Genomic DNA, 21,353 nt, shown 5'->3' on the forward strand with positions numbered 1-21,353 from the left:
CCATCCCGAACACGGAAGTTAAGCTCTTTTGCGCCGATGGTAGTTGGGGGTTTCCCCCTGTGAGAGTAGGACGTCGCTGGTCTATTTCAATTTTTTTGCCGTAACGATCTATTGCCATGCTTCCATAGCTCAGCAGGTAGAGTGCTTCCATGGTAAGGAAGAGGTCACCGGTTCGAACCCGGTTGGAAGCTTTTGTTTTCCGATAAGGTTTTAGCAAACGGGTTACGCAAAATTTATTTCGGCCCCTTGGTCAAGCGGTTAAGACACCGCCCTTTCACGGCGGTAACACGGGTTCGAATCCCGTAGGGGTCACCATTTTCGGAGGATTAGCTCAGCTGGGAGAGCATCTGCCTTACAAGCAGAGGGTCGGCGGTTCGATCCCGTCATCCTCCACCATGTGTTTCTTCTATTAATTAAATAGCGGTGGGGTAGCGAAGTGGCTAAACGCGGCGGACTGTAAATCCGCTCCTTCGGGTTCGGCAGTTCGAATCTGCCCCCCACCACCAGTTTTCTATTTGGCATTGGGGTATAGCCAAGCGGTAAGGCAACGGGTTTTGATCCCGTCATGCCCTGGTTCGAATCCAGGTACCCCAGCCATTTTTATTATGAGCCATTAGCTCAGTTGGTAGAGCATCTGACTTTTAATCAGAGGGTCGAAGGTTCGAATCCTTCATGGCTCATTTCATTTTTTTCCTTGCGCCTGTTCAGCGCGGGGCCTTAGCTCAGCTGGGAGAGCGCGACGCTGGCAGCGTCGAGGTCAGGGGTTCGAGCCCCCTAGGCTCCATTGTTCCATGTGTATTTGTACTATCCATGTGTAAAAAGCCCGTATCCAATTTTATTGGATGCGGGCTTTTTTTAGGTTCCAACGTATTCCGACTGCGGGCGGAAGATGACGTTATCTTCCTGCTGCTCGCGTACGTGGGCGGTCCAACCGACAATGCGTGCGATGCTGAACGTCGGGGTGAACAGTTCCGGCGGCATCTCGACCGAGCGCATAATGGCAGCGGCATAAAATTCGACGTTCGTATGGAGCGCCCGGCCAGGCTTGTGCAAATTCAATAACCTGACAATCTCTTTTTCAGCAGCCACTGCTAAGTCCAGCCACGCATCTTCGCCTTCAAGCGCTAGGCACTTCTCCCTGAGAATAACCGATCTTGGATCTTCCGTCCGGTAGATCCGGTGGCCAAAGCCCATGATTTTTTCACCGCGATCCAGTTTTTCTGTAATGACCGCTTCAATGCGTTCCGGCGTTTTGATTTCTTCCAGCAAATCGATGACGCCGGATGGAGCTCCCCCATGCAACGGGCCTTTCATGGTGCCGATTGCAGACGTGATGGCTGAAACCATGTCCGACTCCGTAGAGACGGTCACACGCGCTGCAAACGTCGAAGCGTTCATGCCATGTTCCATGGTCAGCTTCAAATACGTTTCCAAGGCCTCAGTTTGCGCTTCAGAAGGCTGCTGGCCGTTTAACATCCAAAGGAAGTTCGCGGTATGGCCTAAGTCGTTTCGCGGCTCTACCGGCTCCCAGCCGTGTTTAAAGCGATATAGAAGCGCAGTCATTGAGGGGAGGGCGGCAGTTAAGGCCAATGCCTGGGTTTCCGGGCTGAGTTCGTTGAACTTTGGCTCACTGTAAGCGGAAACGAGCGTCCGCAGATTATCCATGATCGGATTCTCTTTCGGCAGCAGCTTAGCTACCGCCGACACCTGAGGCGGCAAGACGCGATAGGCTGTCAGTTGGCGCTCAAGCGCTTTCTTCTGCTCGTTTGTCGGATGGGTTCCATACCAGAGGAAATAAGCCGCTTCTTCGAACGTCTTTCCTTTGATGGCTTCATCCACCAGCTGTCCGCGGTACTTTAACACTCCCCGGTCTCCGTCGACTGATGCAATTTTGGTTTGGACGGCAATTACTCCCTTTAACCCTTTCTGAAACATATGAATTCCTCCTTTTCTTTCATCATACATCCTCATATTGATAATAAAAATTAAAGATGTATAATTGAATCAATTCAAATAATTAATTAAAGAGGAGGATTCTATGGAACTTGCCTGGCTGAAAACGTTTGTAGTGGCTGCGGAGACCTTGAATTTCCGTAAGACAGCGGAACATTTACTGATGTCGCAACCCAATGTCACGGTCCACGTGAAGCTGTTGGAAGAGCATCTTGGCATCCCGCTTTTCAAGCGGGAGAAAAACAGGGTGGCGCTGACCGAGGCCGGACGGCTTTTCAAGCCGGAAGCAGAAAAAGTGCTCATGCAGCTGAGTGACAGCATCGACGGGCTTCATGCATTTGCCCAGGGCTACCGGCAAAAATGGACATTGGCGATTTCTCCACTCATGGCCGAAACGGTTTTGCCGTACATCCTAAAATCCTTCACGAAAGACCATCCGGATATCGAACTTGTCATTCGTGTCGAGGAGTCGGAAGGCATCGAGAATCTCGTTGAAGGCGGGGAAGTTTCGGCCGGGTTATCAGCGCTGCCGTCGCTCCGCCGAAGCATAGTGCAGGAAACGGCTTTTACCGACCCGCTCCTGTTTGTCCTGCCAAGAGATGCGTACGACGATGAAGCCGGACCGCCGGTTTCGGTTGAGGCCGTCCTGAAGTCGGCGTTTTTGTTCACACACCATCATCCGGTGTATTGGGACGAGCTATTGTTGAAGCTGCGGCGGGAAGTGCCGGGCATCCGCACGATGAAAGTAACGCAGGCGCATATCGCGAAGCGTTTTATCCAGGAAGGGTTAGGAGTTTCGTTCTTGCCGAAGTCCATGGTGCGCCGGGAGCTGATCGAAGGCCGGCTGATGGATGCGCATTTCGGTTTGTTCGGGTTGCCGGAGGTTTCCACGTACTATCTTGTGAAAGAAATGGGCGGGTTGGAGCGTGAATTCTTAAGGCGGATCCAAGGGGTTCATTTCAATTAAAAAGGAGCGATAGCAATGATGGAACTGGGAGACGTGCGTTTAAGGCCATTGGAGAAAAGCGATATACCGGCTCTTTGGGAGCTCCATACGCCGGCGGTTTTGGAACATATGCTGACGAAAGTGGGAAGTTTTGAGGAAATGGAGGCTTGGCTCGAGGCGGGGATTGGGCGGAAGGACGTGCTGGCTTTTGTTGTGGAAGAGGGAGCCGGCGCGGTGATCGGCACCACCCGCATCGCATCTATTGACTTGGCGAATAAAAGCTGCGAAATCGGGTCGACGTTCTATGCGGAGCGGGTGCAGCGAAGCCACGTCAATACCGGAGTGAAATTCATGCTGCTCCGGCACTGCTTTGAAGAGCTTGGCATGATCCGCGTCCAGTTCAAGACGGATGCCGAGAACGGACGGTCCCAAAGGGCGCTCGAACGCATCGGCGCGATTAAAGAAGGAGTTCTGCGCAATGAACGCATCCGTTCGACCGGAAAACCGAGGGATGCAGTGCTTTATTCGATTGTGGACCGGGAATGGCCGGAAGTAAAAGAAAAATTGTTGGGAATAATGAATAAATATACGTAAATTTGTAGAGTTGAGCCGAGTCGACCTTAGAAGGTACAATGAACGTAGACTTCGAAGGGGGTATAAAATAATGAATAAAAAGAACATCTCGATAATTGGTGTACCAATGGACCACGGGCAAAACCGCCGCGGCGTAGACATGGGGCCAAGCGCAATCCGCTATGCGGGCGTTGTGGATCGCATTGAAAGCCTGGGCTACTCGGTAACGGATGAAGGGGACATCCAAATCGGACATGCCGATGGATCCATCGATGAAAATACGAATCTACGCAACCTGAAAGTCGTGACTGATGCGACTGAAGCATTAGGCGCAAAAGTGTTTGAAGTGGCAGAAGCGGGCAATTTCCCGCTGGTTCTCGGCGGCGATCACAGTATTGCGATCGGCACGCTTGCCGGCATCTCGGAACGCCATGAAAACCTGGGCGTCATCTGGTACGATGCACACGCGGACATGAACACAAGCGATACATCGCCATCAGGAAACATCCACGGCATGCCGCTGGCAGCAAGCTTCGGCCTTGGCCACGAGCAATTGACGCATATCCGCGGCTATTCACCGAAAGTGAAGCCGGAGAACATCGTCATCATCGGCGCCCGTTCAGTGGATCCGGGCGAACGCGAATTGATCAAAGAGCGCGGCATCCGCGTTTACAGCATGCACGAAATCGACAGCATGGGAATGCAGGCAGTCATCGACGACGCGATCCAGTACTTGAAAGAAAAGCGTCGCACGGACGCAGTGCATTTGTCACTTGATCTTGACGGCATCGATCCGATGTACACGCCAGGCGTGGGCACGCCGGTGCCAGGCGGCATCACGTACCGTGAAAGCCATTTGGCGATGGAATTATTGTTCGATGCAGGTATCATCACTTCTGCGGAATTCGTGGAAGTCAATCCGATTCTCGATGAGAAAAATCGGACGGCAGATGTAGCGGTAGCCTTGATCGGCTCGCTATTAGGTGAAAAACTACTATAAAACAGGCGAAAGCCTGTTTTTTTTGTGGTCTTTTTTAATCATTTATTTACAAAGAAACTGGGATTTTATAGGCGGGATTTGTTACGATGGAGAAAGAGAAAAAAATGAAACTTTATGAAAAGTAATCCGTATATAAAAGACAGCCGCATAGGCGGAGGGAAATGAGATCATGGATGCTTTAGTCAATAAACGAATAAAACAAGTGCTAAAGGGTGACCATCAGGCTTTCGCTGAGATTGTCGAGCTGTACCAGCACCAGCTTTACCAAATCTGTTACCGCATGCTTGGCAACAAGCACGAAGCGGAAGATATCGCACAGGAGGCGTTTACGCGTGCTTTTGTCAATTTGCATACCTTTGACCAGCAGCGGAAGTTTTCCACGTGGCTTTACCGAATCGCGACGAATTTGTGCATCGACCGGATCCGCAAGAAAAAGCCGGATTATTATTTGGATGCAGAGGTGCGGGGGACAGAAGGCTTGAATATGTACTCCTCGATCGCGAACGATGACGCGCTGCCGGAAGAGGAACTCGAGCGGATGGAAGTGCAGGAGCGGGTGCAATACGAAATCAGCCGCTTGCCAGATAAGTACCGTGCCGCTATCGTATTAAAGTATATTGAAGAATTGCCGTTGGCGGAAATCAGCGAGATTTTGGATTTGCCGCTGGGTACTGTTAAAACGCGTATACACCGTGGGCGGGAAGCTCTTCGGAAGCAATTGAGCAATTTGTAGGAGGCGAGCACAATGACTACGTGTCCGGATAGAATCGTCCGTTTCATGGACGATTATTTAGATGGGGATTTAAACCGTACGGAAGAGGCAGAGCTGAAAAGCTATTTGGAAAGCTGCAGCGACTGCCGAAAAATTTACCACGAACTGACTAAGACGATTGCATTTGTCCAAAGTGCATCACATATACAGGCACCTGCCGGTTTTGTCGAAAAGACGATGCAGCGGCTGCCAAAAGAGAAAAAGCGGGGAAGCGCACAGCGCTGGTTCAGGCAGCATCCATTTGTGACGGCTGCCGCTTTGTTCTGCCTGCTGATGAGCGGAGCCTTGTTCGGCACGTTTAATGACGACCAGCAGTTCGCGTTCACCAAGCAGCCGAATCTACAGGTGGAAGGCGAAACGGTCGTTGTACCGGAAGGGACGCTTGTAAAAGGCGATCTGACAATCCGCAACGGCGACCTGCGGGTGGAAGGCGAGCTTCAAGGGGATGTCACCATCGTCAATGGCCAGTATATGGCCTCGAGCGGCGTCATCACCGGTGAAGTCGAAGAAATCGATCAAGCATTCGAATGGCTGTGGTACCGCATCAAAGAAGGCGCGAAAGATGCGGCTTCCATCTTTGACGGAAATGCAAAAGAATAAGTGCCCGTGTACAGACAAAGCAGAGGCCAGGGCCTTTGCTCCTAAATAGCTTTGCCGCAGAGGAGTTGCCCCGATTTTCAATTGGGAGCAGCTCCTTTTCTATGGGGGCAACCGAAATGTTCTTATGCTATACTATTTTATATGCAGATGTTGAAAAGCGAGGGTTGCAGATGCCGTTCTTGGAAAGTTTTACAGACCAAACACCACTCGAACTTTTAGTGAACATTATTGATATTTTATTGGTATGGTTTGTCATTTATAAATTGATCACCATCATTAAAGGGACGAAAGCCGTTCAATTATTGAAAGGCATATTTTTTATTGTTATCGCGTATTTGATCACCCAGGCGCTCAACCTGGAGACGCTTGGCTGGATTATGCAGCAAGTGCTCAATTGGGGCTTCCTGGCCATCATCATCATCTTCCAGCCGGAAATGCGGCGTGCGCTTGAGCAGCTTGGGCGCGGGAAGCTGTTTGCCAGCAGCACGTTGAATGAAGAATCGGAGCGCAACCGCCTAATCGAAGCGATGACGAAATCCGTCAGCTATATGGCCAAGCGGCGCATCGGGGCATTGATCTCCATAGAAAGGGAAACCGGATTGAGCGAATACATCGAAACGGGCATCCCGATGAATTCGGATATTACGTCGGAGCTGTTGATCAATCTGTTCATCCCGAACACACCGCTGCACGACGGCGCAGTCATCGTCCAGCGCAACCGGATCGCCGCGGCCGCTTGCTATTTGCCTCTATCGGAAAGCCCGTTCATCTCCAAGGAGCTGGGAACCCGCCACCGGGCGGCTCTCGGCATCAGTGAAGTGACCGATGCAATCACGATCATCGTTTCAGAGGAGACCGGTGCCATCAGCTTGACCGCCAATGGCGATTTACACCGCAACCTGTCCCTTGAGGATTTCGAATTGAAGCTCCGCCGGATCTGGTTCGGCAATGGACAGCAGCAGCAAGCGAATTCTTCCTGGTGGAACTGGAGGGGGAAAAAGAATGGATAAATTGATGGATAGCCCTTGGTTTTTGCGGATTATGGCGCTGCTATTGGCATGTCTTCTATTCTTTACAGTCAAAGCGGCAGACGATACCCCGGATGCGGCGGACAGCGGCACCATCACAGAAGAGATGGAAGCCATTCCGCTTGAAGTGTTTTATGACAATACGAGCCTGATGGTCAGCGGCTTGCCGGAAACGGTGGACCTGACGATTTCCGGCCCGACGAGTACGGTCCAGACCACGCGGCAGCTGAAAGACTTTACACTGTTCGTGGATCTGCGCGATTTGACGATTGGGGAGCACCGTGTGCCCATCCAGACCGAAAACCTTTCGGAACAGCTAAGGGTGCAGATGGATCCCGCATTTGTGGATATTACGATAGAGGAACGGGTGACGGAGGAATTCCGCATCGACCCGGAAGTGAATGAACGCTTGCTCGCAGACGGCTTTGTGCTGGAGGAAATTTCAGCAGAGCCGAAAACGGTGACGGTCACCGGACCGAAAAGCGTGATCGATTCGATCAGTTTTGTCAAAGCGACGGTTACCGGGGAGCCAGGCATCAAGGAGTCGTTCCAGACAGAAGCGCGCGTGCGCGTCCTGGCCAATGATTTGACCAAACTGGAAAATGTGACGATCGAGCCGGAAGCGGTAGAAGTTGCGGTGACGATCAAGGAATACAGCAGGGAAGTGCCGCTGGCTATCAAACCGGTCGGCGATCCGCGAGCGGGCATCACCATCAATACACTCACGCCGCTGACCGAAACGGTCCAGATTTCGGGGCCGAAGAACATCGTCGATGCCATCAAAGAAATACCGGCCGAAGTCGATGTCAGCGATATTACAGAAGCGGATACGACGCTCGAAGTGGAACTTGAGGTTCCCCAAGGCGCTACAGGGATCACACCTGAGAAGCTGACGGTGGAAGCGGACATCACAGTCGATGACACCGCATTGCTGCCGGAAGCTGAAGAAAGTACGGAATCGGACGAAGAGCCGTCCTGAGTCCTGCAGTTCTTCTGAAAAGCAGCCACATGGAAATAAAATAAAATCAGATAGATTATGATGATAGATTGAAGGAGCGAAAAAAATGGGTAAATATTTTGGTACGGATGGTGTCCGAGGAGTCGCAAACAGCGAATTGACACCGGAATTGGCATTTAAACTTGGCCGCTTTGGCGGATATATCTTAACAAAAAGTTCGAAAGAAAAACCGAAAGTGCTAATCGGCCGCGATACGCGGATTTCCGGTGAAATGCTGGAAGGCGCTTTGGCAGCCGGCTTATTGTCGGTCGGAGCGGAAGTGATGCGACTCGGCATCATCAGCACGCCGGGAGTCTCCTACCTGACGCGCGTAATGAGCGCAGAAGCGGGTGTCATGATTTCAGCTTCGCACAATCCGGTGGAAGACAACGGCATTAAGTTCTTCGGCTCGGACGGCTTTAAATTATCCGATGATCAGGAAGCGGAGATTGAAGCGCTGCTCGACAGCGAAGAAGATACACTGCCGCGCCCGACTGGCGGAGACCTTGGCAGCATCACCGATTATTTCGAAGGCGGCCAGAAATACATCCAGTACTTGAAGCAGACCGTGGACGAAGAATTCACCGGCATCCACGTGGCGCTTGACTGTGCTCACGGTGCGACGTCGACGCTGGCAACACACGTTTTCGCTGACCTTGATGCCGATATTTCTTCAATGGGCGCATCGCCGAACGGCTTGAACATCAATGACAAAGTCGGCTCGACGCATCCGGAGAAATTGGCAGAACTGGTGAAAGAGAAACAGGCAGACATCGGCCTCGCGTTTGACGGCGATGGCGACCGGTTGATCGCAGTGGACGAAAAAGGGAATATAGTAGACGGCGACCAGATTATGTACATAATCGGCAAACACCTGCATTCTGAAGGACGCTTGAAGAAAAACACCGTTGTATCGACCGTCATGAGCAATATGGGCTTTTATAAAGCGCTCGAAGAGCATGGCATGGAAAGCAAGCAGACCGCTGTCGGCGACCGCTACGTCGTAGAAGAAATGAAGAAGAATGAGTACAACCTGGGCGGCGAACAGTCCGGCCACATCATCTTCCTTGATTACAATACGACAGGCGACGGCTTGCTCACCGGCCTCCAGCTCGTGAACATCATGAAGGTTACCGGCAAGAAGCTATCGGAACTTGCAGGGGAAATGACGATCTTCCCGCAGAAACTCGTCAACATCCGCGTAACAGACAAGCATGCTGTTACGGACAACGCCAAAGTGGCAGCAAAGATCGCTGAAGTGGAAGCGGAAATGAACGGCAATGGCCGTGTCCTTGTCCGCCCGTCCGGCACTGAGCCGCTGGTGCGCGTGATGGTGGAAGCCGCTTCTGCAGAAGCATGCGAAGAGTACGTTGAGCGCATCGCAGAAGTCGTCCGTGCAGAAATGGGTATGAAGTAAGAAAAGCGCAAACGTCTTCGCTGTTTTGCTCCATATCTCAGATAGCACTACTAAAACGGATAAAGGGACAAGTTTTAAAGAGCGAAACCAGCGCCGGCGCGTCCATGGGCTGGGCGAAGGCCATGCCCAAAGCGGCCGAAGCGGCATATAATCTTAAATTCGTTTGGTCATCTAATATAGAATAAAAAACAGGCTGAAAGCATGACTTTCAGCCTGTTTTTCTTATGCAGAAAATGGCTTTCAATTGGTTGCGCGGAAGATGGTTCAAAGGAGAAAAACCTGTGAAAAAAGCTCTGAAAAGCCATTGTCAGCGCTTACAGAGGCAAAACGGTATTTCTGATTTGCCTTAAGGCTCATTTTAAAGGGCGTTCATTGACTTCATATAGGGGAGAAGGTATGATGAAATTGCCTGTTTAAGGCCGCAGAAAAAGGGGGATAGTAATGCGTACGAGGAAAATAGTTAAAGCGCCTGTACTGGGGAAATCGGACGGACAAGTCATTTTCCAGTAGACGAGGAGGAGGAGTATCGAGATTTCGGCGGATACCTCCCGGCCGCGAAGCCCGGTCGTTATATCCAGCATTTAAAGCAGTGGAGCAATCTGCTGTACAACGGTGCGGATAGGCTCAGCAAAGTGTTTGCGAACGCATGCAAATGCTTATTTTAACTTGCAGAAAAAATTGGAGGAATTTAATCATGTGTGGAATTGTCGGATATATCGGTGAAAATGATTCAAAAGAGATCCTATTAAAAGGATTGGAGCGTTTGGAATACCGCGGGTATGATTCAGCGGGTATTGCAGTCCGCAACGGGGAAGGCATTACCGTATTCAAAGAAAAAGGGCGTATTGCAGACTTGCGCGCCATCGTTTCAGATGACGTAGTCGGCACGACAGGAATCGGGCATACGCGCTGGGCTACTCACGGCAAGCCGAACAAAGTGAATGCCCACCCGCATCAGAACACGTCGGACCGGTTCACCATCGTCCATAACGGCGTCATCGAGAACTACCACCACTTGCAGCGCGACTACCTGGCTGGCGTGGAAATGGAGTCGGATACGGATACAGAAGTCATCGTTCAGTTGATCGGCAAATTTGTCGACGAAGGCATGACGACGAAAGAAGCATTCAGCAAAACATTGACGCTTCTGAAGGGTTCATACGCAATCGCGTTGTTGGACGCTGAAGAAGCACAGACGATTTTTGTAGCGAAAAACAAGAGCCCGCTGCTAGTCGGCCTGGGCGACGGCTTTAACGTCGTAGCAAGCGACGCCATGGCGATGCTTCAAGTGACAGACCAGTTCGTCGAATTGATGGACAAGGAAATCGTCATCGTGCGCAAAGAAAGCGTGGAAATCTCCACATTGGAAGGCGAAGTCATCGAACGTGCGCCATTTAAAGCTGAAATCGACATGAGCGACATCGAAAAAGGCACGTACCCGCATTACATGCTGAAAGAAATCGACGAGCAGCCGGCAGTGATGCGCAAAATCGTCCAAGCTTACCAAAACGGCGACGACAAATTGACGATCCAGCCGGAAATCCTGGAAGCGATGAAAGAGGCGGACCGCATCCACATTATCGCTGCAGGGACAAGCTACCATGCTGGGTTGATCGGCAAGGAATATATCGAGAAAATGGCGGGCATTCCAGTCGAAGTCCACGTTTCAAGCGAATTCGGCTACAACATGCCGTTGCTTTCCGAAAAACCGTTGTTCATCTTCATCTCGCAATCAGGCGAGACAGCTGACAGCCGCCAGGTGCTTGTGAAAATCAAAGAACTGGGCCATCCTTCTTTGACTATTACAAACGTAGCTGGCTCAACGCTTTCGCGTGAAGCGGACTATACGCTTCTTCTGTATGCAGGACCGGAAATCGCGGTTGCTTCGACAAAAGCGTATACGGCGCAAATTGCTGTCCTGTCGATTCTTGGGGCTGTCACAGCAGAGTCCAAAGGCATCGATATCGGCTTTGACCTAATCCAGGAACTTGGAATTGTCGCGAATGCGATCCAGGCGCAAGTCGACATGAAAGATGAAATGGAAGAGATTGCGCGTGAATTCCTGTCAACAACACGCAATTGCTTCTTCATCGGCCGCGTCATGGATTACTTTGTCGGCCTTGAAGGCGCATTGAAGCTGAAAGAGATTTCGTATATCCAAGCGGAAGGGTTTGCCGGCGGCGAATTGAAGCACGGCACCATCGCTTTGATCGAAGAAGGCACACCGGTCATCGCCCTTGCAACGCAAGAAGCGGTAAACTTGAACATCCGCGGAAACGTTAAAGAAGTGGCAGCACGCGGAGCAAACCCGTGCATCATTTCTATGGAAGGCTTGCAGGAAGACGGCGACCGCCTGGTGCTTCCGAAAGTCCATGAATTGCTGACACCGCTTGTATCGGTCATCCCATTGCAATTGATCTCCTACTACGCAGCGCTTCACCGCGATTGCGACGTAGACAAGCCGCGTAACCTGGCTAAATCGGTTACGGTTGAGTAAAGAAACAAGTGCTTTCCTATTAATTGGGTAAAGTGAAGCCCGTAACGTTGAACGGATCTTTCCGTTCGTAAATATGGGTGGAAATAAGAGGACGTTCGTAAAGTGGGTTGCCACTGTTGCGAACGTCTTTTTTGTTATTTTGGGAGATTTATAAGTGCGGAATTTTATCGATGGCTTCTGGTTCAATTTCTAATTAATTTCATAAACAGGATTTTTCAATTGATTAGCGAACTAATGATAAAGAAATCGTAATAGCTGCGTGCCCTATTAAATTGGGAAGGGAAATTCCGATTTTTAAAAGCCGGTAGAAGAAGCTGCTAAGTTGTACACTTTATAATTATTGGCCGAGGAACCAAGAAAGGTGTATGAAGAGTATTTTTAATTTATTCCCAAATTCAAGATTGATTTTTAAAGCATGAAACCTTTTAATGATGTTACCTTATAACAAGGAGTTGGATCTATGAAATTGCTGCTTACATCTGCAGGTGTCACGAACAAAAGCATACACAACGCGCTGGTTGAAATGCTGGGAAAACCAATTGCCGACTCCACCGCTCTTTGCATTCCTACCGCGATGTATGGACATCCTTGGGTCGGTCCTGGCATCAAAACCTGGGAGTTCATCAGCGGGAATTCCGAGAACCCGATGGTTAACCTGGGTTGGAAGTCGGTTGGCATACTTGAGCTCACGGCTCTGCCAAGCATCGATCAAGAGCGGTGGGTGCCGCTGGTACAGGAGACGGACGTCCTGCTGGTGGCGGGCGGCGATGCCCTCTATCTAGCCCATTGGATGCGCCAATCCGGCCTGGCAGAACTCTTGCCGTCGCTGAATGCAGTTTATGTGGGAATGAGTGCAGGCAGTATGGTGATGGCGCCCCGTATCGGGGAAGATTTCATTGGCTGGGCTCCACCGGGCGGGAGTGATAGCGCAATGAAGATGGTCGATTTTTCCATCTTTCCGCATCTTGAAAATGAGATGCTGCCCGAAAACACCCTGGCTAACGCAGAGAGATGGGCTGCCGGGATACAGGGGCCGGCGTATGCGATGGATGATCAAACCGCCATCAAAGTGGCCGATGGTTCGATTGAAGTTATTTCCGAAGGACAATGGAAGATGTTTTCGCCTTGATATTACTGGGCTCTTTTTTAATCAGAAAGCGAGGCAGCCGCAATGGAAAATGAAAAAATAACGAGAAGAAACCCTGAAAACATGCCGGGGCCTGTCGGCAACTACACACACATCACCAAAATTCCAAGAAATGCGGAATGGTATGTAGCTTCCGGGCAGGTAGGGATGGACGAAGCCGGCAGCTTTCCGGACAGCATGAACCGGCAAATCAGCAACACGTTCAAGAACATCAAAGCGTTGTTGGCAGCAGAAGCGCTGGAAGCCGGCCATATTGTCAAAGTGAACATCTGGGCAACCGAGAAAATCGATTGGGAATGGATGAACGCGGAATGGCGCGATTTGTTCGGTGATGACTTCCCGGCGATGACGATCGGCTATCTGGTGCAGCTCGGGCTGCCGGAAATAAAAGTGGAAATCGAAATCTGGGCAGCAAAGCCTTAAAAGTGAAACTCGGCACCGGACAGCAAAAGAGCTGCCCGGTACTTTTTTGGGTAAAGTCAAAAGAGATTGACCTAAGTCTCATCCCTAGTCCATTAGTAAGAATTGGCGAAGAAAATCACTAAAAAGGAGAAAATTATGTTAAAATAAAAAAGTCCGTGATTTATTCTTTGCAGCCTGATATGGCCAGCAAGGGAGAAATTCGCTTTTTTTTATTTTCAGCGCTAAGGTTGAGCTCGCTCTATCCGCTTTTTCAGCTCCTGACTCCACTACGAATAGGCACCCTCCACAGCCTAAAAACACTTACCAAGCTAAACCATCAGGCAAGCAGCTTTTTCGTTAACGCTCAAAATAAAAAAGGCGAGGTGAACGGAAATACCCGTAAATGAAAGGAAGAGGATCACATGAGATCTGACATTACTGCAGATCAGGAATTGAACGAAACCGGCTTTAGACACCAAGAAGAAACCAGCGGCGACTATACGTTCGACCGCGTACCGAGAGAAGAGCGGAAGATGGGCTGGTTGAGCATCACCAATATCACCTTCGGCATCGCCACCGCCATTTTCTATTTTCAGATGGGCAGTGTCATGGCATTGCAATTCGGAGCGGTAAACGCCATCATTTCAGCCGTTTATGCCATTGGGGTGGCAGGTGTGCTCGGAACGATCATCGTCTACCTATCAGCAAAATCCGGAATGAACGTCAATCTGCTTTCCCGCGGAGGATTCGGTTACATCGGGGCCTCACTCACCTCCTTAATCTACGCATCCAATTTCATCATGTACTGTGCATTCGAAGGCATGATCCTTGTGGCAGCTGTACATGCTTATTTCCCCGCAATCCCTATGTGGATTCTGATCGTCGTGTTCGGCTCGGTCGTCATTCCGTTGAACTGGTTCGGCATCAAGCAATTGGACAAATTGCAGAAATGGTCGCTGCCGCTGTTCGGAATTTTCCTGGTGGCCGCGATTGTTGTCGCGTTCAACCGGCCTTCCCTTTATGAAGGCAGCTTCTGGACCTATATGCCCGAAGGCGTCCAAGTCGGAGGGACGGCATTGCTGCTGTGCATCGGCATGCAGCATGGCATCATGGGCCTCACAGCGCTAATCGCTTCCGATTACGCGCGCTTTTTAAAACCGAAAGACCTGAAGATCGGCTCGTTCGCGATCGGTTTTATTCCCCAGATTTTCTGCTTCGGCGTCATGGGCGGCCTCGGCATCTGGTTCGGAGTGACGTTAGGCGAGTCCAACCCGGGCGTGTACATCGTCGTGCTATTGGGCCTCGGCGGCGTGTTGTTTACAATGCTGACGCAAATCCGCATCAACATCACGAATATTTACAGCAGCTCGCTTTCGCTCTCGAGCTTTTTTGAAAACATGTTCAATTTCACGCCGGGGCGCCGCTTCTGGGTGGTGGTTGCCGGCCTGGTCGCCATGATTTTCATGCTTGGCGGCATTGTGGACCATCTGGCGACGGCGATGACATTCCAGGGGGTCGCGCTGATGACGTGGGCATCGATTCTGGTAACCGATGCGCTGGTTGTGAAGAAATGGCTGAAAATCGGTCCGGGCTATTACGAATCCCGGCAGGAGAATCTCCATAAATGGAATCCGGTCGGCGTCGTTTCGCTCATCGTGCCAAGCGTACTGGGCACCATGGCGGCACTCGGCTTCATGGGGACATTCCTGCAAAGCACGGCAGCTTTTTTCGCAGCCATTCTGGCAGCCCTCATGACGGCGGCATTGGCTGTGCTGACGAAAGGCCGCTTCTATATGGTGAAGGAAGCGACCGATATTCCCAAGGAAGATTACATTGCCTGAACGGAAACGAAAGACGGATAAAAGAATAAACTATAGATCCGGCCCTGCTTGTGCAGCGGCCGGATTTTTTTATGGGAATAAAAGCAGCGGCCTTTTTGTGGGGTGGTACCCTTAATATGGAAGGACTTTCTTCGTTGCATCCCGAAATAAATACAGAAAGGTATTTAGAAGGTGAGGCAAAACCGATGAGAGCGTTTATTGATGATTTGGCAGGAGCCATTCATGACATATTAGGCGGGTTCTCCTATTTTCTAGCCGGCGTCCTGATTGTCAGCGCAGTGATGTTCCTTTTTGTATGGGTCGTCCGTTTGGTGGCGGGCTGAAAGGCAGCAGCAAAGCTGTGTTTTTAAAAGGAAAATTAGAAGGGCGGGTGGTCGGGTGGAGAAGTGGACAGGAGCGGCGGGGATTTGTGTGAATGACCGCAATGAAATGTTGATGGTTCGTGAAGAGATAGCAGGCGGCGGAAGTGCCTGGACGGTTCCGGCAGGCGGGGTAGAGCCTCCGGAAACGGTGGAGCAATGTGCGGTTCGGGAGATGGCGGAAGAAACGGGATACCTCGCTCGGGTCCTGGAGAAGCTTCGGGTGAAAAGCGGGGAATACGAACATCTTGGCATCGCTTACGAGGTGCATTATTTTCTGATGGAAGCGATCGGCGGCCAAGCAGAGCTGCAGGACCCGGACAACCTGGTCCGTGAGATCGGCTGGAAGCCGCTCCAGGAAGTGAAGTCGTTGCCGCTTGTCTATCCCGAGGACCGGAAATATCTTGCAAGCCGATTGGAAAAGGGCTTTAAGCTGAACTCTGTTTGAAAACCAATAGGTTGATTGAAGGAATGCAAAAGCCGGGAAACGAAATCATACATATCATCCGAAAAAGAAGGTGGCAGCATGCAAGCACCCGAAAATATACTAGCTGTGTGGCGGCGTTTTGACGGGTTTCCGATGGAGACACTGACGAAAGCCTGGTTTTATCCGCGGGCAGGGGAAAGCAAGCAGCGCAGCGTCGAAATGATGAAAGAGCACCGGCAGCGCTACGGCAATACGGGGAATTGTTTTGATTTGGCGCTCTGGCTGCTGAATGAATTCCGGAAAGAAGGCGTCCGTGCATACGGGGTAGGCAGTGATTTAGGGACCATGGAAGCCCACGCTGCAGTGGTTGCAGAAGATGCACAGGGCTGGCGCTATTTATGCGACATCGGCGACCAGTGGCTGCAGCCGATCCTGGTGGACGGCAGCGCCCCGGCTTTTCGGAGCGGAAAGCTGGCTGGTTTTTTCCCGGCAGCGGAAGTAGAGATTTTCCCGGCAGGAAGAAGTGTGAACATCGTCTATCACCGGCCCGGCGGGAAAGCGTCGGAGCAGACCTATGAGCTGGAACCGGTGGATGATGATGCGTTTTGGCGAGCTGCAGAATTTTCCCAGCGCCATATCTACCCGAAAGCATTGCTCGAAGTCCGCATCCCCTACAAAGCGGAAACTGCCCATTGGGAATTCGAGCATTGGGAAAGCTTCCTGAGCACGAGCGAAGGCTTGTTCCGGGATGCCCCGGTGTCGACGTTGGATGAATGGGTCGAACGGATCCATGAGAAGGCCGGCTTTGACCGGCAATTTCTGAAAGAAGCGCTGGAAATCTACAAAAAAGGAATCAAGCAAGATAATATAATGGAAACTGAATGAAAGAGCAGAAAGTGGGAAAAACAGTGGAAACACGATTGTATTTTATTCGCCATGCGCATTCGGTTTACACGCCGGATGAACGGGAGCGCCCCTTGTCAGAAAGCGGGTATGCTGATGCACAGCACGTGAAAGAAGTGCTGGAAAATGAAAGGATCAGCCGGGTGCTTTCAAGCCCGTACAAGCGGGCCGTCCAAACTGTAGAACCGCTAGCCCGTTCCGTTGGCAGCGGAATTGAGCTGATGGAAGGGTTCCGGGAGCGGCAGCTCAGTGAAGGGCCGGTCGATGATTTTGCAGCGGCGATCGCGAAAGTGTGGAGCGACGAGGACTATGCCTTCCAGGGCGGTGAATCCAACCGCGAAGCAAAAGCAAGAGGCGTTGCGGCTGCACTTGAAGTACTGGAACGCTATCCCGGAGAGCGAATTGCGATTGGCACACATGGCAATCTTATGGTACTCGTGATGAATCATTTCGACAGCCGCTACGGCGTGGAATTCTGGCGGGAGCTTGCGATGCCGGACATCTACTGCCTGCGTTTTGATGGCGTGGAGCTTGCAGGCGTGGAACGTATCGGAATAACGGTGGCCGGTCCATGATCAAAGCGGTGCTTTTTGATCTGGACGGTACGCTCCTGGACCGCGACGCCTCTCTCGTATTATTTGTCGAGAACCAGTACGAGCGGCTGCAAGCGCATCTCGGGCATGTTCCGAAAGAGCAATACAGGAAGCGGTTCATCGAATTGGACGCACGGGGATACCGCTGGAAAGACGAAGTTTACCAACAGCTGGCGAGCGAATTCGCCATCGAAAGTATTTCCTGGGAAATACTGCTCGAAGACTATGTCAGCTGTTTTCAAGATCATTGCGTGCCTTTTGCGGGGCTCCGAGACATGCTGGCAGAGTTGAAGCACCGCTCGTTCCGGCTCGGCATCATCACGAACGGGCCGGGTGGACTGCAGCTCAGCAGCATCCGCGCTCTTGGCATCGAACCGTATTTTGATGTTGTGCTGGTGTCGGGAATTGAAGGGGTCTCCAAACCCGACCCGCGCATTTTTATCAAAGCACTCGAAGCGCTCGAGGTCGAGCCGCATGAAGCGGTTTATGTCGGCGACCACCCGGCAAACGACGTCGAAGCGGCAAAAGCCGTGGGCATGGCCAGTGTATGGAAAAGGGATCCGCAGTATGAAGCGGCAAATGCGGATTATGTGATTGACGATCTGGGCGAATTGCCGAAGGTTCTGGAAAGACTCCAGCTTCGCATCGAACCGTTCAAACAAGAAGATGCAGAAGAACTGGTCGAGCTGTTTTACGGAACCGTCCACTCGGTAAATGCGTCTGATTATTCTTCGGACCAGTTGGCCGTGTGGGCACCGGAAGGGCAGCAGGCGGAAAAAGCGGAGCAATGGCGTGTTTCTCTATCACGGAACGCCACATTCGTCGCCAGAGTAGGCGGAAAAATTGTCGGCTTCTGCGATTTGGCGAAAGGCGGCTATTTGGACCGGCTCTATGTCCACCGGGACTATCAGCGGCAAGGCATCGCAAGCCGGCTCATGGACCATGCCGAGTGGGAAGCCGGGAGCCAAGGGGAAAGCGAAATCCATACCGAAGCAAGCATCACAGCAAAGCCGTTCTTCTTGCACCGCGGCTATCGCATCATCAGGGAGCAATCCGTGGAGCGGCAAGGCATCAGGCTCAGAAATTACTTGATGGCGAAGCGCTTGCAAGGTGACAGACTATGACGTAAGGTCATGGGTGGCTTTTCTACAAAAAAGAGGATTAAAACATTACCTTTAAAGGAGAACACCATGGAAATCAAAACACAGCGGCTTGCTTTGCTTCCTTTTACAGAAGAAATCCACGAAGCATATTCTGGCCGGTATGAAACAGGACCGCATATCGAAGGACATTTAAAAGAACTGAAAGAAAATCCGGAGCTCAAGGGATGGGGCGTCTGGCTCGCCATTCGCCAAGACAATGGCAAGCCGGTCGGCGACCTCGGATTTAAAGGCAGACCGGATCCGGAGGGCGTGGTCGAAGTGGGATATGGCATCGTACCCGCCGAACAGAATCAAGGACTGGCAACGGAGGCGGTGGAAGCGCTTATCGAGTGGGCATTCACCACGGGCGGGGCAACCAAAGTGATTGCCGAATGCCTGGCAGACAACACAGCTTCGATTAAAGTCCTTCAGAAACTTGGCATGCGCGAAACCGGAAGGGACCAAGGAATGGTCTATTGGGAATGCACAAAATAAAACCTTCAGCCTGAAAAGGCTGAAGGTTTTTTCTACGAATAATAAAGGGCGGCAGACAGGATCAGGCTAAAGAGGCTCATCAAGAGCCCGGCAAAGAACAAGCTTTTCCGTATCGGGAACGAGCGCGCATAGCCGTGCAGGTTTTCCTGGCGCCGCTCACTTTCGCGGATGAGCTGTTCTTTTTTATTTACTTTTGCGAAAAAGTTTTTTGTGCTATGAACGAACGCGTCAAAAAAGCGCCCTTCGATCAATGCCATCACTGCTGAAGCCATCAGCAGGAAAAGCCCGACCAGAAAAACGGCATCCAGCCATTTCAGTACCGTCCAAGGCGAATCCATGAGAAAAGACAATAAAATCGAGAAGAAAAGAGAAATTATTAGAATGCCTGCTCTTGAAGTCATAGAAACGTTCCTTTCTTTGTATATTTATAGATTAACACGCATGTCTAGTTTTAGAAAATTTAAATATCTTGTTGCCTAATAAGTGAAATACTATTATGATTAAAAAGAATTATTAGAAAATACAGGGGGTAGGGAAAATGGGGAAAAAGATGAAAACCCAGATGTTGCTTGTTTTGATGGCATTCGTATTAATATTATCCGGATGTAACTTTAATTCGTCTGAAGGCACGTCAAGTGAAGGGACAGAAGGCGAAGAAGGAAAGGCGAGCCAAGTACTGAACGTTTCAGAAACCGCTGATATCCCGACGCTGGATTCTACAAAAGCCCATGACGGCGTCGCATTTACGGTATTGAACAACGTCAATGAAGGGTTATACCGCCAGGACGAAAACCACCAGCCGATCGAAGCATTGGCGACTGAACATACAACGAACGAAGATGAAACTGTCCATACGTTCACATTGCGAGATTCAAAATGGAGCAATGGCGAACCGGTTACAGCGCAAGATTTTGAATATGCATGGAAACGCGTCATGAAAGATGCAAGCCCATACAACTTCATGTTCGTGACAGCCAGCATCAAAAATGCTGAAGCGATCATGAACGAAGAAAAAGACGCGGAAGAACTGGGTGTTAAAGCTGTTGATGAAAAAACATTGGAAGTTACGCTTGAAAATGCAAACCCATTGCTTGAATCATTGCTGACATTCCCGACATTCCTGCCGCAGAACCAGGCATTTGTTGAAGAGCAAGGCGATCAGTATGCATTGGAAGCGGAAAACATCTTGTTCAACGGCCCATTCAAATTGGTTGACTGGACACACGAACAAGGATGGAAATACGAAAAGAATGCAGATTACTGGGATGCAGAAGCAGTTAAATTGGATGCAATCAACGCATACGTTGTAAAAGATTCGACAACGGGCGTGAACTTGTACGAAACGAACAAAGTGGACCGCATCAACTTGAGCTCTGAATCCGTCGACCAATACAAGGAAGACGAAAACTTTGATACGATTCTTGAGCCGAGCTTGATTTTCCTTCGTTTCAATCATAACCACCCGGTACTTGGAAACAAAAAAGTCCGCCAGGCAGTCAATATGGCGATCGACAAGGAAAGCTTGACGGATGTTATTTTGAAAGACGGCTCAACTGCATTGAACGGCGTCGTGCCGAAAGGGTTCTTCCAGTCTCCGGACGGTGAAGATTTCCGCGATTTGAACGGCGATTTCAACACAGGCACAGTGGAAGAAGCACAAAAACTATTTGCTGAAGGCTTGAAAGAAGCGGGCGCAACTGAAGTGACAGCTTCGATTAACATTTCAGATTCAGACGACCACAAGAAAGTGGCGGAATACCTGCAAGCCCAGCTTGAAGAAAACCTTCCAGGATTCAAACTGGAAATCAAAGCCGTGCCATTTGCACAGCGCCTTGAAATCGAAAAAGCGATTGAATACGATATCTCCTTGTCTTCATGGGGCCCTGACTACAGCGACCCGATGACGTACTTGGATATGTGGCTGAAAGGCGGTTCTGCCAACCGCATGGATTACCACAATCCGAAACTTGATGAATTGGTATCACAAGCGCGCGTCGAAACCGATCTTGCGAAACGCTACGACATGATGCTGAACATTGAAAAAATTCTCTTGGAAGAAGATGCTGCAATCGCACCGCTTTACCAGGATGGTTCAGCTATTCTCATGAGAAACAAAATTAAAGATTTGATTGTCCACCCGACTGGGGCTTCATTCTCTTATAAATGGGCATCCATCGAAGAATAATTTGCAGGTTATGCAGCTATAGGTACGAGGGTGTAGCCGAGTGATCGGCGCCCTCGTATTTTTGTCTGTTATCAGC

Annotated in this window: 21 protein-coding genes, 7 tRNA genes and 1 rRNA gene; 27 read left to right on the forward strand and 2 right to left on the reverse strand. The window is 50.6% G+C overall.

Annotation, left to right across the window (positions count from 1 at the left end):
• From rrf to ACFSDB_RS15440, 8 genes are all read left to right on the forward strand, one after another.
• A 5S ribosomal RNA gene (rrf, locus tag ACFSDB_RS15405) occupies positions 1-82 on the forward strand; the annotation flags it as partial.
• 36 nt (positions 83-118) lie between these two features.
• Positions 119-191 (forward strand) — tRNA-Thr (locus tag ACFSDB_RS15410).
• A gap of 49 nt (positions 192-240) precedes the next feature.
• Positions 241-315: transfer RNA gene (locus tag ACFSDB_RS15415), tRNA-Glu, on the forward strand.
• Positions 316-320: 5 nt separating this feature from the next.
• Positions 321-396 (forward strand) — tRNA-Val (locus ACFSDB_RS15420).
• Between the two features lie 26 nt (positions 397-422).
• A tRNA-Tyr gene (locus ACFSDB_RS15425) sits at positions 423-506 on the forward strand.
• Positions 507-522: 16 nt separating this feature from the next.
• A tRNA-Gln gene (locus tag ACFSDB_RS15430) sits at positions 523-597 on the forward strand.
• 10 nt (positions 598-607) lie between these two features.
• Positions 608-680, forward strand: a tRNA-Lys gene (locus tag ACFSDB_RS15435).
• A 31-nt stretch (positions 681-711) separates the two neighbouring features.
• Positions 712-784, forward strand: a tRNA-Ala gene (locus ACFSDB_RS15440).
• Between the two features lie 71 nt (positions 785-855).
• Here ACFSDB_RS15440 and ACFSDB_RS15445 read toward each other — a convergent pair.
• Entirely contained in the window at positions 856-1,935 is a 1,080-nt protein-coding gene (locus ACFSDB_RS15445; RefSeq protein WP_204892923.1) for a citrate/2-methylcitrate synthase, read from the reverse strand.
• Between the two features lie 103 nt (positions 1,936-2,038).
• Here ACFSDB_RS15445 and ACFSDB_RS15450 point away from each other — a divergent pair, with 103 nt between their 5' ends.
• The 18 genes from ACFSDB_RS15450 (at position 2,039) to ACFSDB_RS15535 (ending at position 19,092) form a co-directional block, all read left to right on the forward strand.
• Complete coding sequence (locus ACFSDB_RS15450) at positions 2,039-2,920, forward strand: LysR family transcriptional regulator (protein ID WP_204892922.1); 882 nt, start codon at positions 2,039-2,041, stop codon at positions 2,918-2,920.
• 15 nt (positions 2,921-2,935) lie between these two features.
• A complete protein-coding gene (locus tag ACFSDB_RS15455; RefSeq protein ID WP_204892921.1) occupies positions 2,936-3,493 on the forward strand; it encodes a GNAT family N-acetyltransferase in 558 nt (185 codons plus the stop codon).
• 70 nt (positions 3,494-3,563) lie between these two features.
• The gene (gene rocF / locus ACFSDB_RS15460; RefSeq protein ID WP_204892920.1) at positions 3,564-4,472 is read left to right on the forward strand and encodes an arginase; all 909 of its coding nucleotides are present in this window, start codon (positions 3,564-3,566) and stop codon (positions 4,470-4,472) included.
• Between the two features lie 169 nt (positions 4,473-4,641).
• On the forward strand, positions 4,642-5,205 hold the full coding sequence (sigW, locus tag ACFSDB_RS15465; RefSeq protein WP_204892919.1) for an RNA polymerase sigma factor SigW: 564 nt from the start codon (positions 4,642-4,644) through the stop codon (positions 5,203-5,205).
• Positions 5,206-5,217: 12 nt separating this feature from the next.
• Positions 5,218-5,844, forward strand: a complete 627-nt coding sequence (locus ACFSDB_RS15470) for an anti-sigma factor family protein (protein WP_204892918.1) — start codon at positions 5,218-5,220, stop codon at positions 5,842-5,844.
• Between the two features lie 170 nt (positions 5,845-6,014).
• Positions 6,015-6,854, forward strand: a complete 840-nt coding sequence (cdaA, locus tag ACFSDB_RS15475) for a diadenylate cyclase CdaA (RefSeq protein WP_204892934.1) — start codon at positions 6,015-6,017, stop codon at positions 6,852-6,854.
• Positions 6,847-7,851, forward strand: a complete 1,005-nt coding sequence (locus ACFSDB_RS15480; protein ID WP_204892917.1) for a CdaR family protein — start codon at positions 6,847-6,849, stop codon at positions 7,849-7,851. Before cdaA ends, ACFSDB_RS15480 begins: the two co-directional genes overlap by 8 nt.
• A gap of 85 nt (positions 7,852-7,936) precedes the next feature.
• On the forward strand, positions 7,937-9,286 hold the full coding sequence (gene glmM / locus ACFSDB_RS15485; RefSeq protein WP_204892916.1) for a phosphoglucosamine mutase: 1,350 nt from the start codon (positions 7,937-7,939) through the stop codon (positions 9,284-9,286).
• Positions 9,287-9,980: 694 nt separating this feature from the next.
• Positions 9,981-11,783, forward strand: a complete 1,803-nt coding sequence (gene glmS / locus ACFSDB_RS15490) for a glutamine--fructose-6-phosphate transaminase (isomerizing) (protein ID WP_204892915.1) — start codon at positions 9,981-9,983, stop codon at positions 11,781-11,783.
• A 460-nt stretch (positions 11,784-12,243) separates the two neighbouring features.
• On the forward strand, positions 12,244-12,912 hold the full coding sequence (locus ACFSDB_RS15495) for a Type 1 glutamine amidotransferase-like domain-containing protein (RefSeq protein ID WP_204892914.1): 669 nt from the start codon (positions 12,244-12,246) through the stop codon (positions 12,910-12,912).
• A gap of 42 nt (positions 12,913-12,954) precedes the next feature.
• Positions 12,955-13,353 (forward strand): RidA family protein, encoded by a 399-nt coding sequence (locus ACFSDB_RS15500; protein WP_204892913.1) that lies wholly within the window; start codon positions 12,955-12,957, stop codon positions 13,351-13,353.
• A gap of 401 nt (positions 13,354-13,754) precedes the next feature.
• Complete coding sequence (locus ACFSDB_RS15505) at positions 13,755-15,173, forward strand: purine-cytosine permease family protein (RefSeq protein ID WP_204892912.1); 1,419 nt, start codon at positions 13,755-13,757, stop codon at positions 15,171-15,173.
• A gap of 185 nt (positions 15,174-15,358) precedes the next feature.
• Positions 15,359-15,496, forward strand: coding sequence for a hypothetical protein (locus ACFSDB_RS15510; protein WP_204892911.1), 138 nt, complete (start codon positions 15,359-15,361; stop codon positions 15,494-15,496).
• 55 nt (positions 15,497-15,551) lie between these two features.
• Positions 15,552-15,980 (forward strand): NUDIX hydrolase, encoded by a 429-nt coding sequence (locus ACFSDB_RS15515; RefSeq protein ID WP_204892910.1) that lies wholly within the window; start codon positions 15,552-15,554, stop codon positions 15,978-15,980.
• Positions 15,981-16,058: 78 nt separating this feature from the next.
• Positions 16,059-16,844: a hypothetical protein gene (locus tag ACFSDB_RS15520; protein WP_204892909.1), complete on the forward strand. Its 786-nt coding sequence runs from the start codon at positions 16,059-16,061 to the stop codon at positions 16,842-16,844.
• Positions 16,845-16,867: 23 nt separating this feature from the next.
• A complete protein-coding gene (locus tag ACFSDB_RS15525; protein WP_204892908.1) occupies positions 16,868-17,437 on the forward strand; it encodes a histidine phosphatase family protein in 570 nt (189 codons plus the stop codon).
• Positions 17,434-18,579: a GNAT family N-acetyltransferase gene (locus ACFSDB_RS15530; protein WP_204892907.1), complete on the forward strand. Its 1,146-nt coding sequence runs from the start codon at positions 17,434-17,436 to the stop codon at positions 18,577-18,579. Before ACFSDB_RS15525 ends, ACFSDB_RS15530 begins: the two co-directional genes overlap by 4 nt.
• 66 nt (positions 18,580-18,645) lie before the next feature.
• A complete protein-coding gene (locus tag ACFSDB_RS15535) occupies positions 18,646-19,092 on the forward strand; it encodes a GNAT family N-acetyltransferase (protein ID WP_204892906.1) in 447 nt (148 codons plus the stop codon).
• Positions 19,093-19,124: 32 nt separating this feature from the next.
• On the opposite strand, the gene ACFSDB_RS15540 is transcribed toward ACFSDB_RS15535, so the two are convergent.
• Positions 19,125-19,493: a DUF3899 domain-containing protein gene (locus ACFSDB_RS15540; RefSeq protein ID WP_377340550.1), complete on the reverse strand. Its 369-nt coding sequence runs from the start codon at positions 19,491-19,493 to the stop codon at positions 19,125-19,127.
• 137 nt (positions 19,494-19,630) lie between these two features.
• Here ACFSDB_RS15540 and ACFSDB_RS15545 point away from each other — a divergent pair, with 137 nt between their 5' ends.
• The gene (locus tag ACFSDB_RS15545) at positions 19,631-21,277 is read left to right on the forward strand and encodes a peptide ABC transporter substrate-binding protein (protein ID WP_204892905.1); all 1,647 of its coding nucleotides are present in this window, start codon (positions 19,631-19,633) and stop codon (positions 21,275-21,277) included.
• The last annotated feature ends 76 nt before the right edge of the window (positions 21,278-21,353 follow it).

The organism is Planococcus chinensis (assembly GCF_042681545.1).
Taxonomy (GTDB): Bacteria; Bacillota; Bacilli; order Bacillales_A; family Planococcaceae; genus Planococcus; species Planococcus chinensis.

Bases quoted from the DNA above. Each gene is read 5' to 3' on its own strand.
- ACFSDB_RS15545 (WP_204892905.1), top strand. From the start codon at position 19,631: ATGGGGAAAAAGATGAAAACCCAGATGTTGCTTGTTTTGATGGCATTC.
- ACFSDB_RS15530 (WP_204892907.1), top strand. From the start codon at position 17,434: ATGATCAAAGCGGTGCTTTTTGATCTGGACGGTACGCTCCTGGACCGC.
- glmM (WP_204892916.1), top strand. From the start codon at position 7,937: ATGGGTAAATATTTTGGTACGGATGGTGTCCGAGGAGTCGCAAACAGC.
- rocF (WP_204892920.1), top strand. From the start codon at position 3,564: ATGAATAAAAAGAACATCTCGATAATTGGTGTACCAATGGACCACGGG.
- ACFSDB_RS15470 (WP_204892918.1), top strand. From the start codon at position 5,218: ATGACTACGTGTCCGGATAGAATCGTCCGTTTCATGGACGATTATTTA.
- ACFSDB_RS15445 (WP_204892923.1), bottom strand. From the start codon at position 1,935: ATGTTTCAGAAAGGGTTAAAGGGAGTAATTGCCGTCCAAACCAAAATT.
- sigW (WP_204892919.1), top strand. From the start codon at position 4,642: ATGGATGCTTTAGTCAATAAACGAATAAAACAAGTGCTAAAGGGTGAC.
- cdaA (WP_204892934.1), top strand. From the start codon at position 6,015: ATGCCGTTCTTGGAAAGTTTTACAGACCAAACACCACTCGAACTTTTA.
- ACFSDB_RS15535 (WP_204892906.1), top strand. From the start codon at position 18,646: ATGGAAATCAAAACACAGCGGCTTGCTTTGCTTCCTTTTACAGAAGAA.
- ACFSDB_RS15510 (WP_204892911.1), top strand. From the start codon at position 15,359: ATGAGAGCGTTTATTGATGATTTGGCAGGAGCCATTCATGACATATTA.
- ACFSDB_RS15455 (WP_204892921.1), top strand. From the start codon at position 2,936: ATGATGGAACTGGGAGACGTGCGTTTAAGGCCATTGGAGAAAAGCGAT.
- ACFSDB_RS15500 (WP_204892913.1), top strand. From the start codon at position 12,955: ATGGAAAATGAAAAAATAACGAGAAGAAACCCTGAAAACATGCCGGGG.
- ACFSDB_RS15505 (WP_204892912.1), top strand. From the start codon at position 13,755: ATGAGATCTGACATTACTGCAGATCAGGAATTGAACGAAACCGGCTTT.
- ACFSDB_RS15450 (WP_204892922.1), top strand. From the start codon at position 2,039: ATGGAACTTGCCTGGCTGAAAACGTTTGTAGTGGCTGCGGAGACCTTG.
- ACFSDB_RS15480 (WP_204892917.1), top strand. From the start codon at position 6,847: ATGGATAAATTGATGGATAGCCCTTGGTTTTTGCGGATTATGGCGCTG.
- ACFSDB_RS15520 (WP_204892909.1), top strand. From the start codon at position 16,059: ATGCAAGCACCCGAAAATATACTAGCTGTGTGGCGGCGTTTTGACGGG.
- glmS (WP_204892915.1), top strand. From the start codon at position 9,981: ATGTGTGGAATTGTCGGATATATCGGTGAAAATGATTCAAAAGAGATC.
- ACFSDB_RS15495 (WP_204892914.1), top strand. From the start codon at position 12,244: ATGAAATTGCTGCTTACATCTGCAGGTGTCACGAACAAAAGCATACAC.
- ACFSDB_RS15540 (WP_377340550.1), bottom strand. From the start codon at position 19,493: ATGACTTCAAGAGCAGGCATTCTAATAATTTCTCTTTTCTTCTCGATT.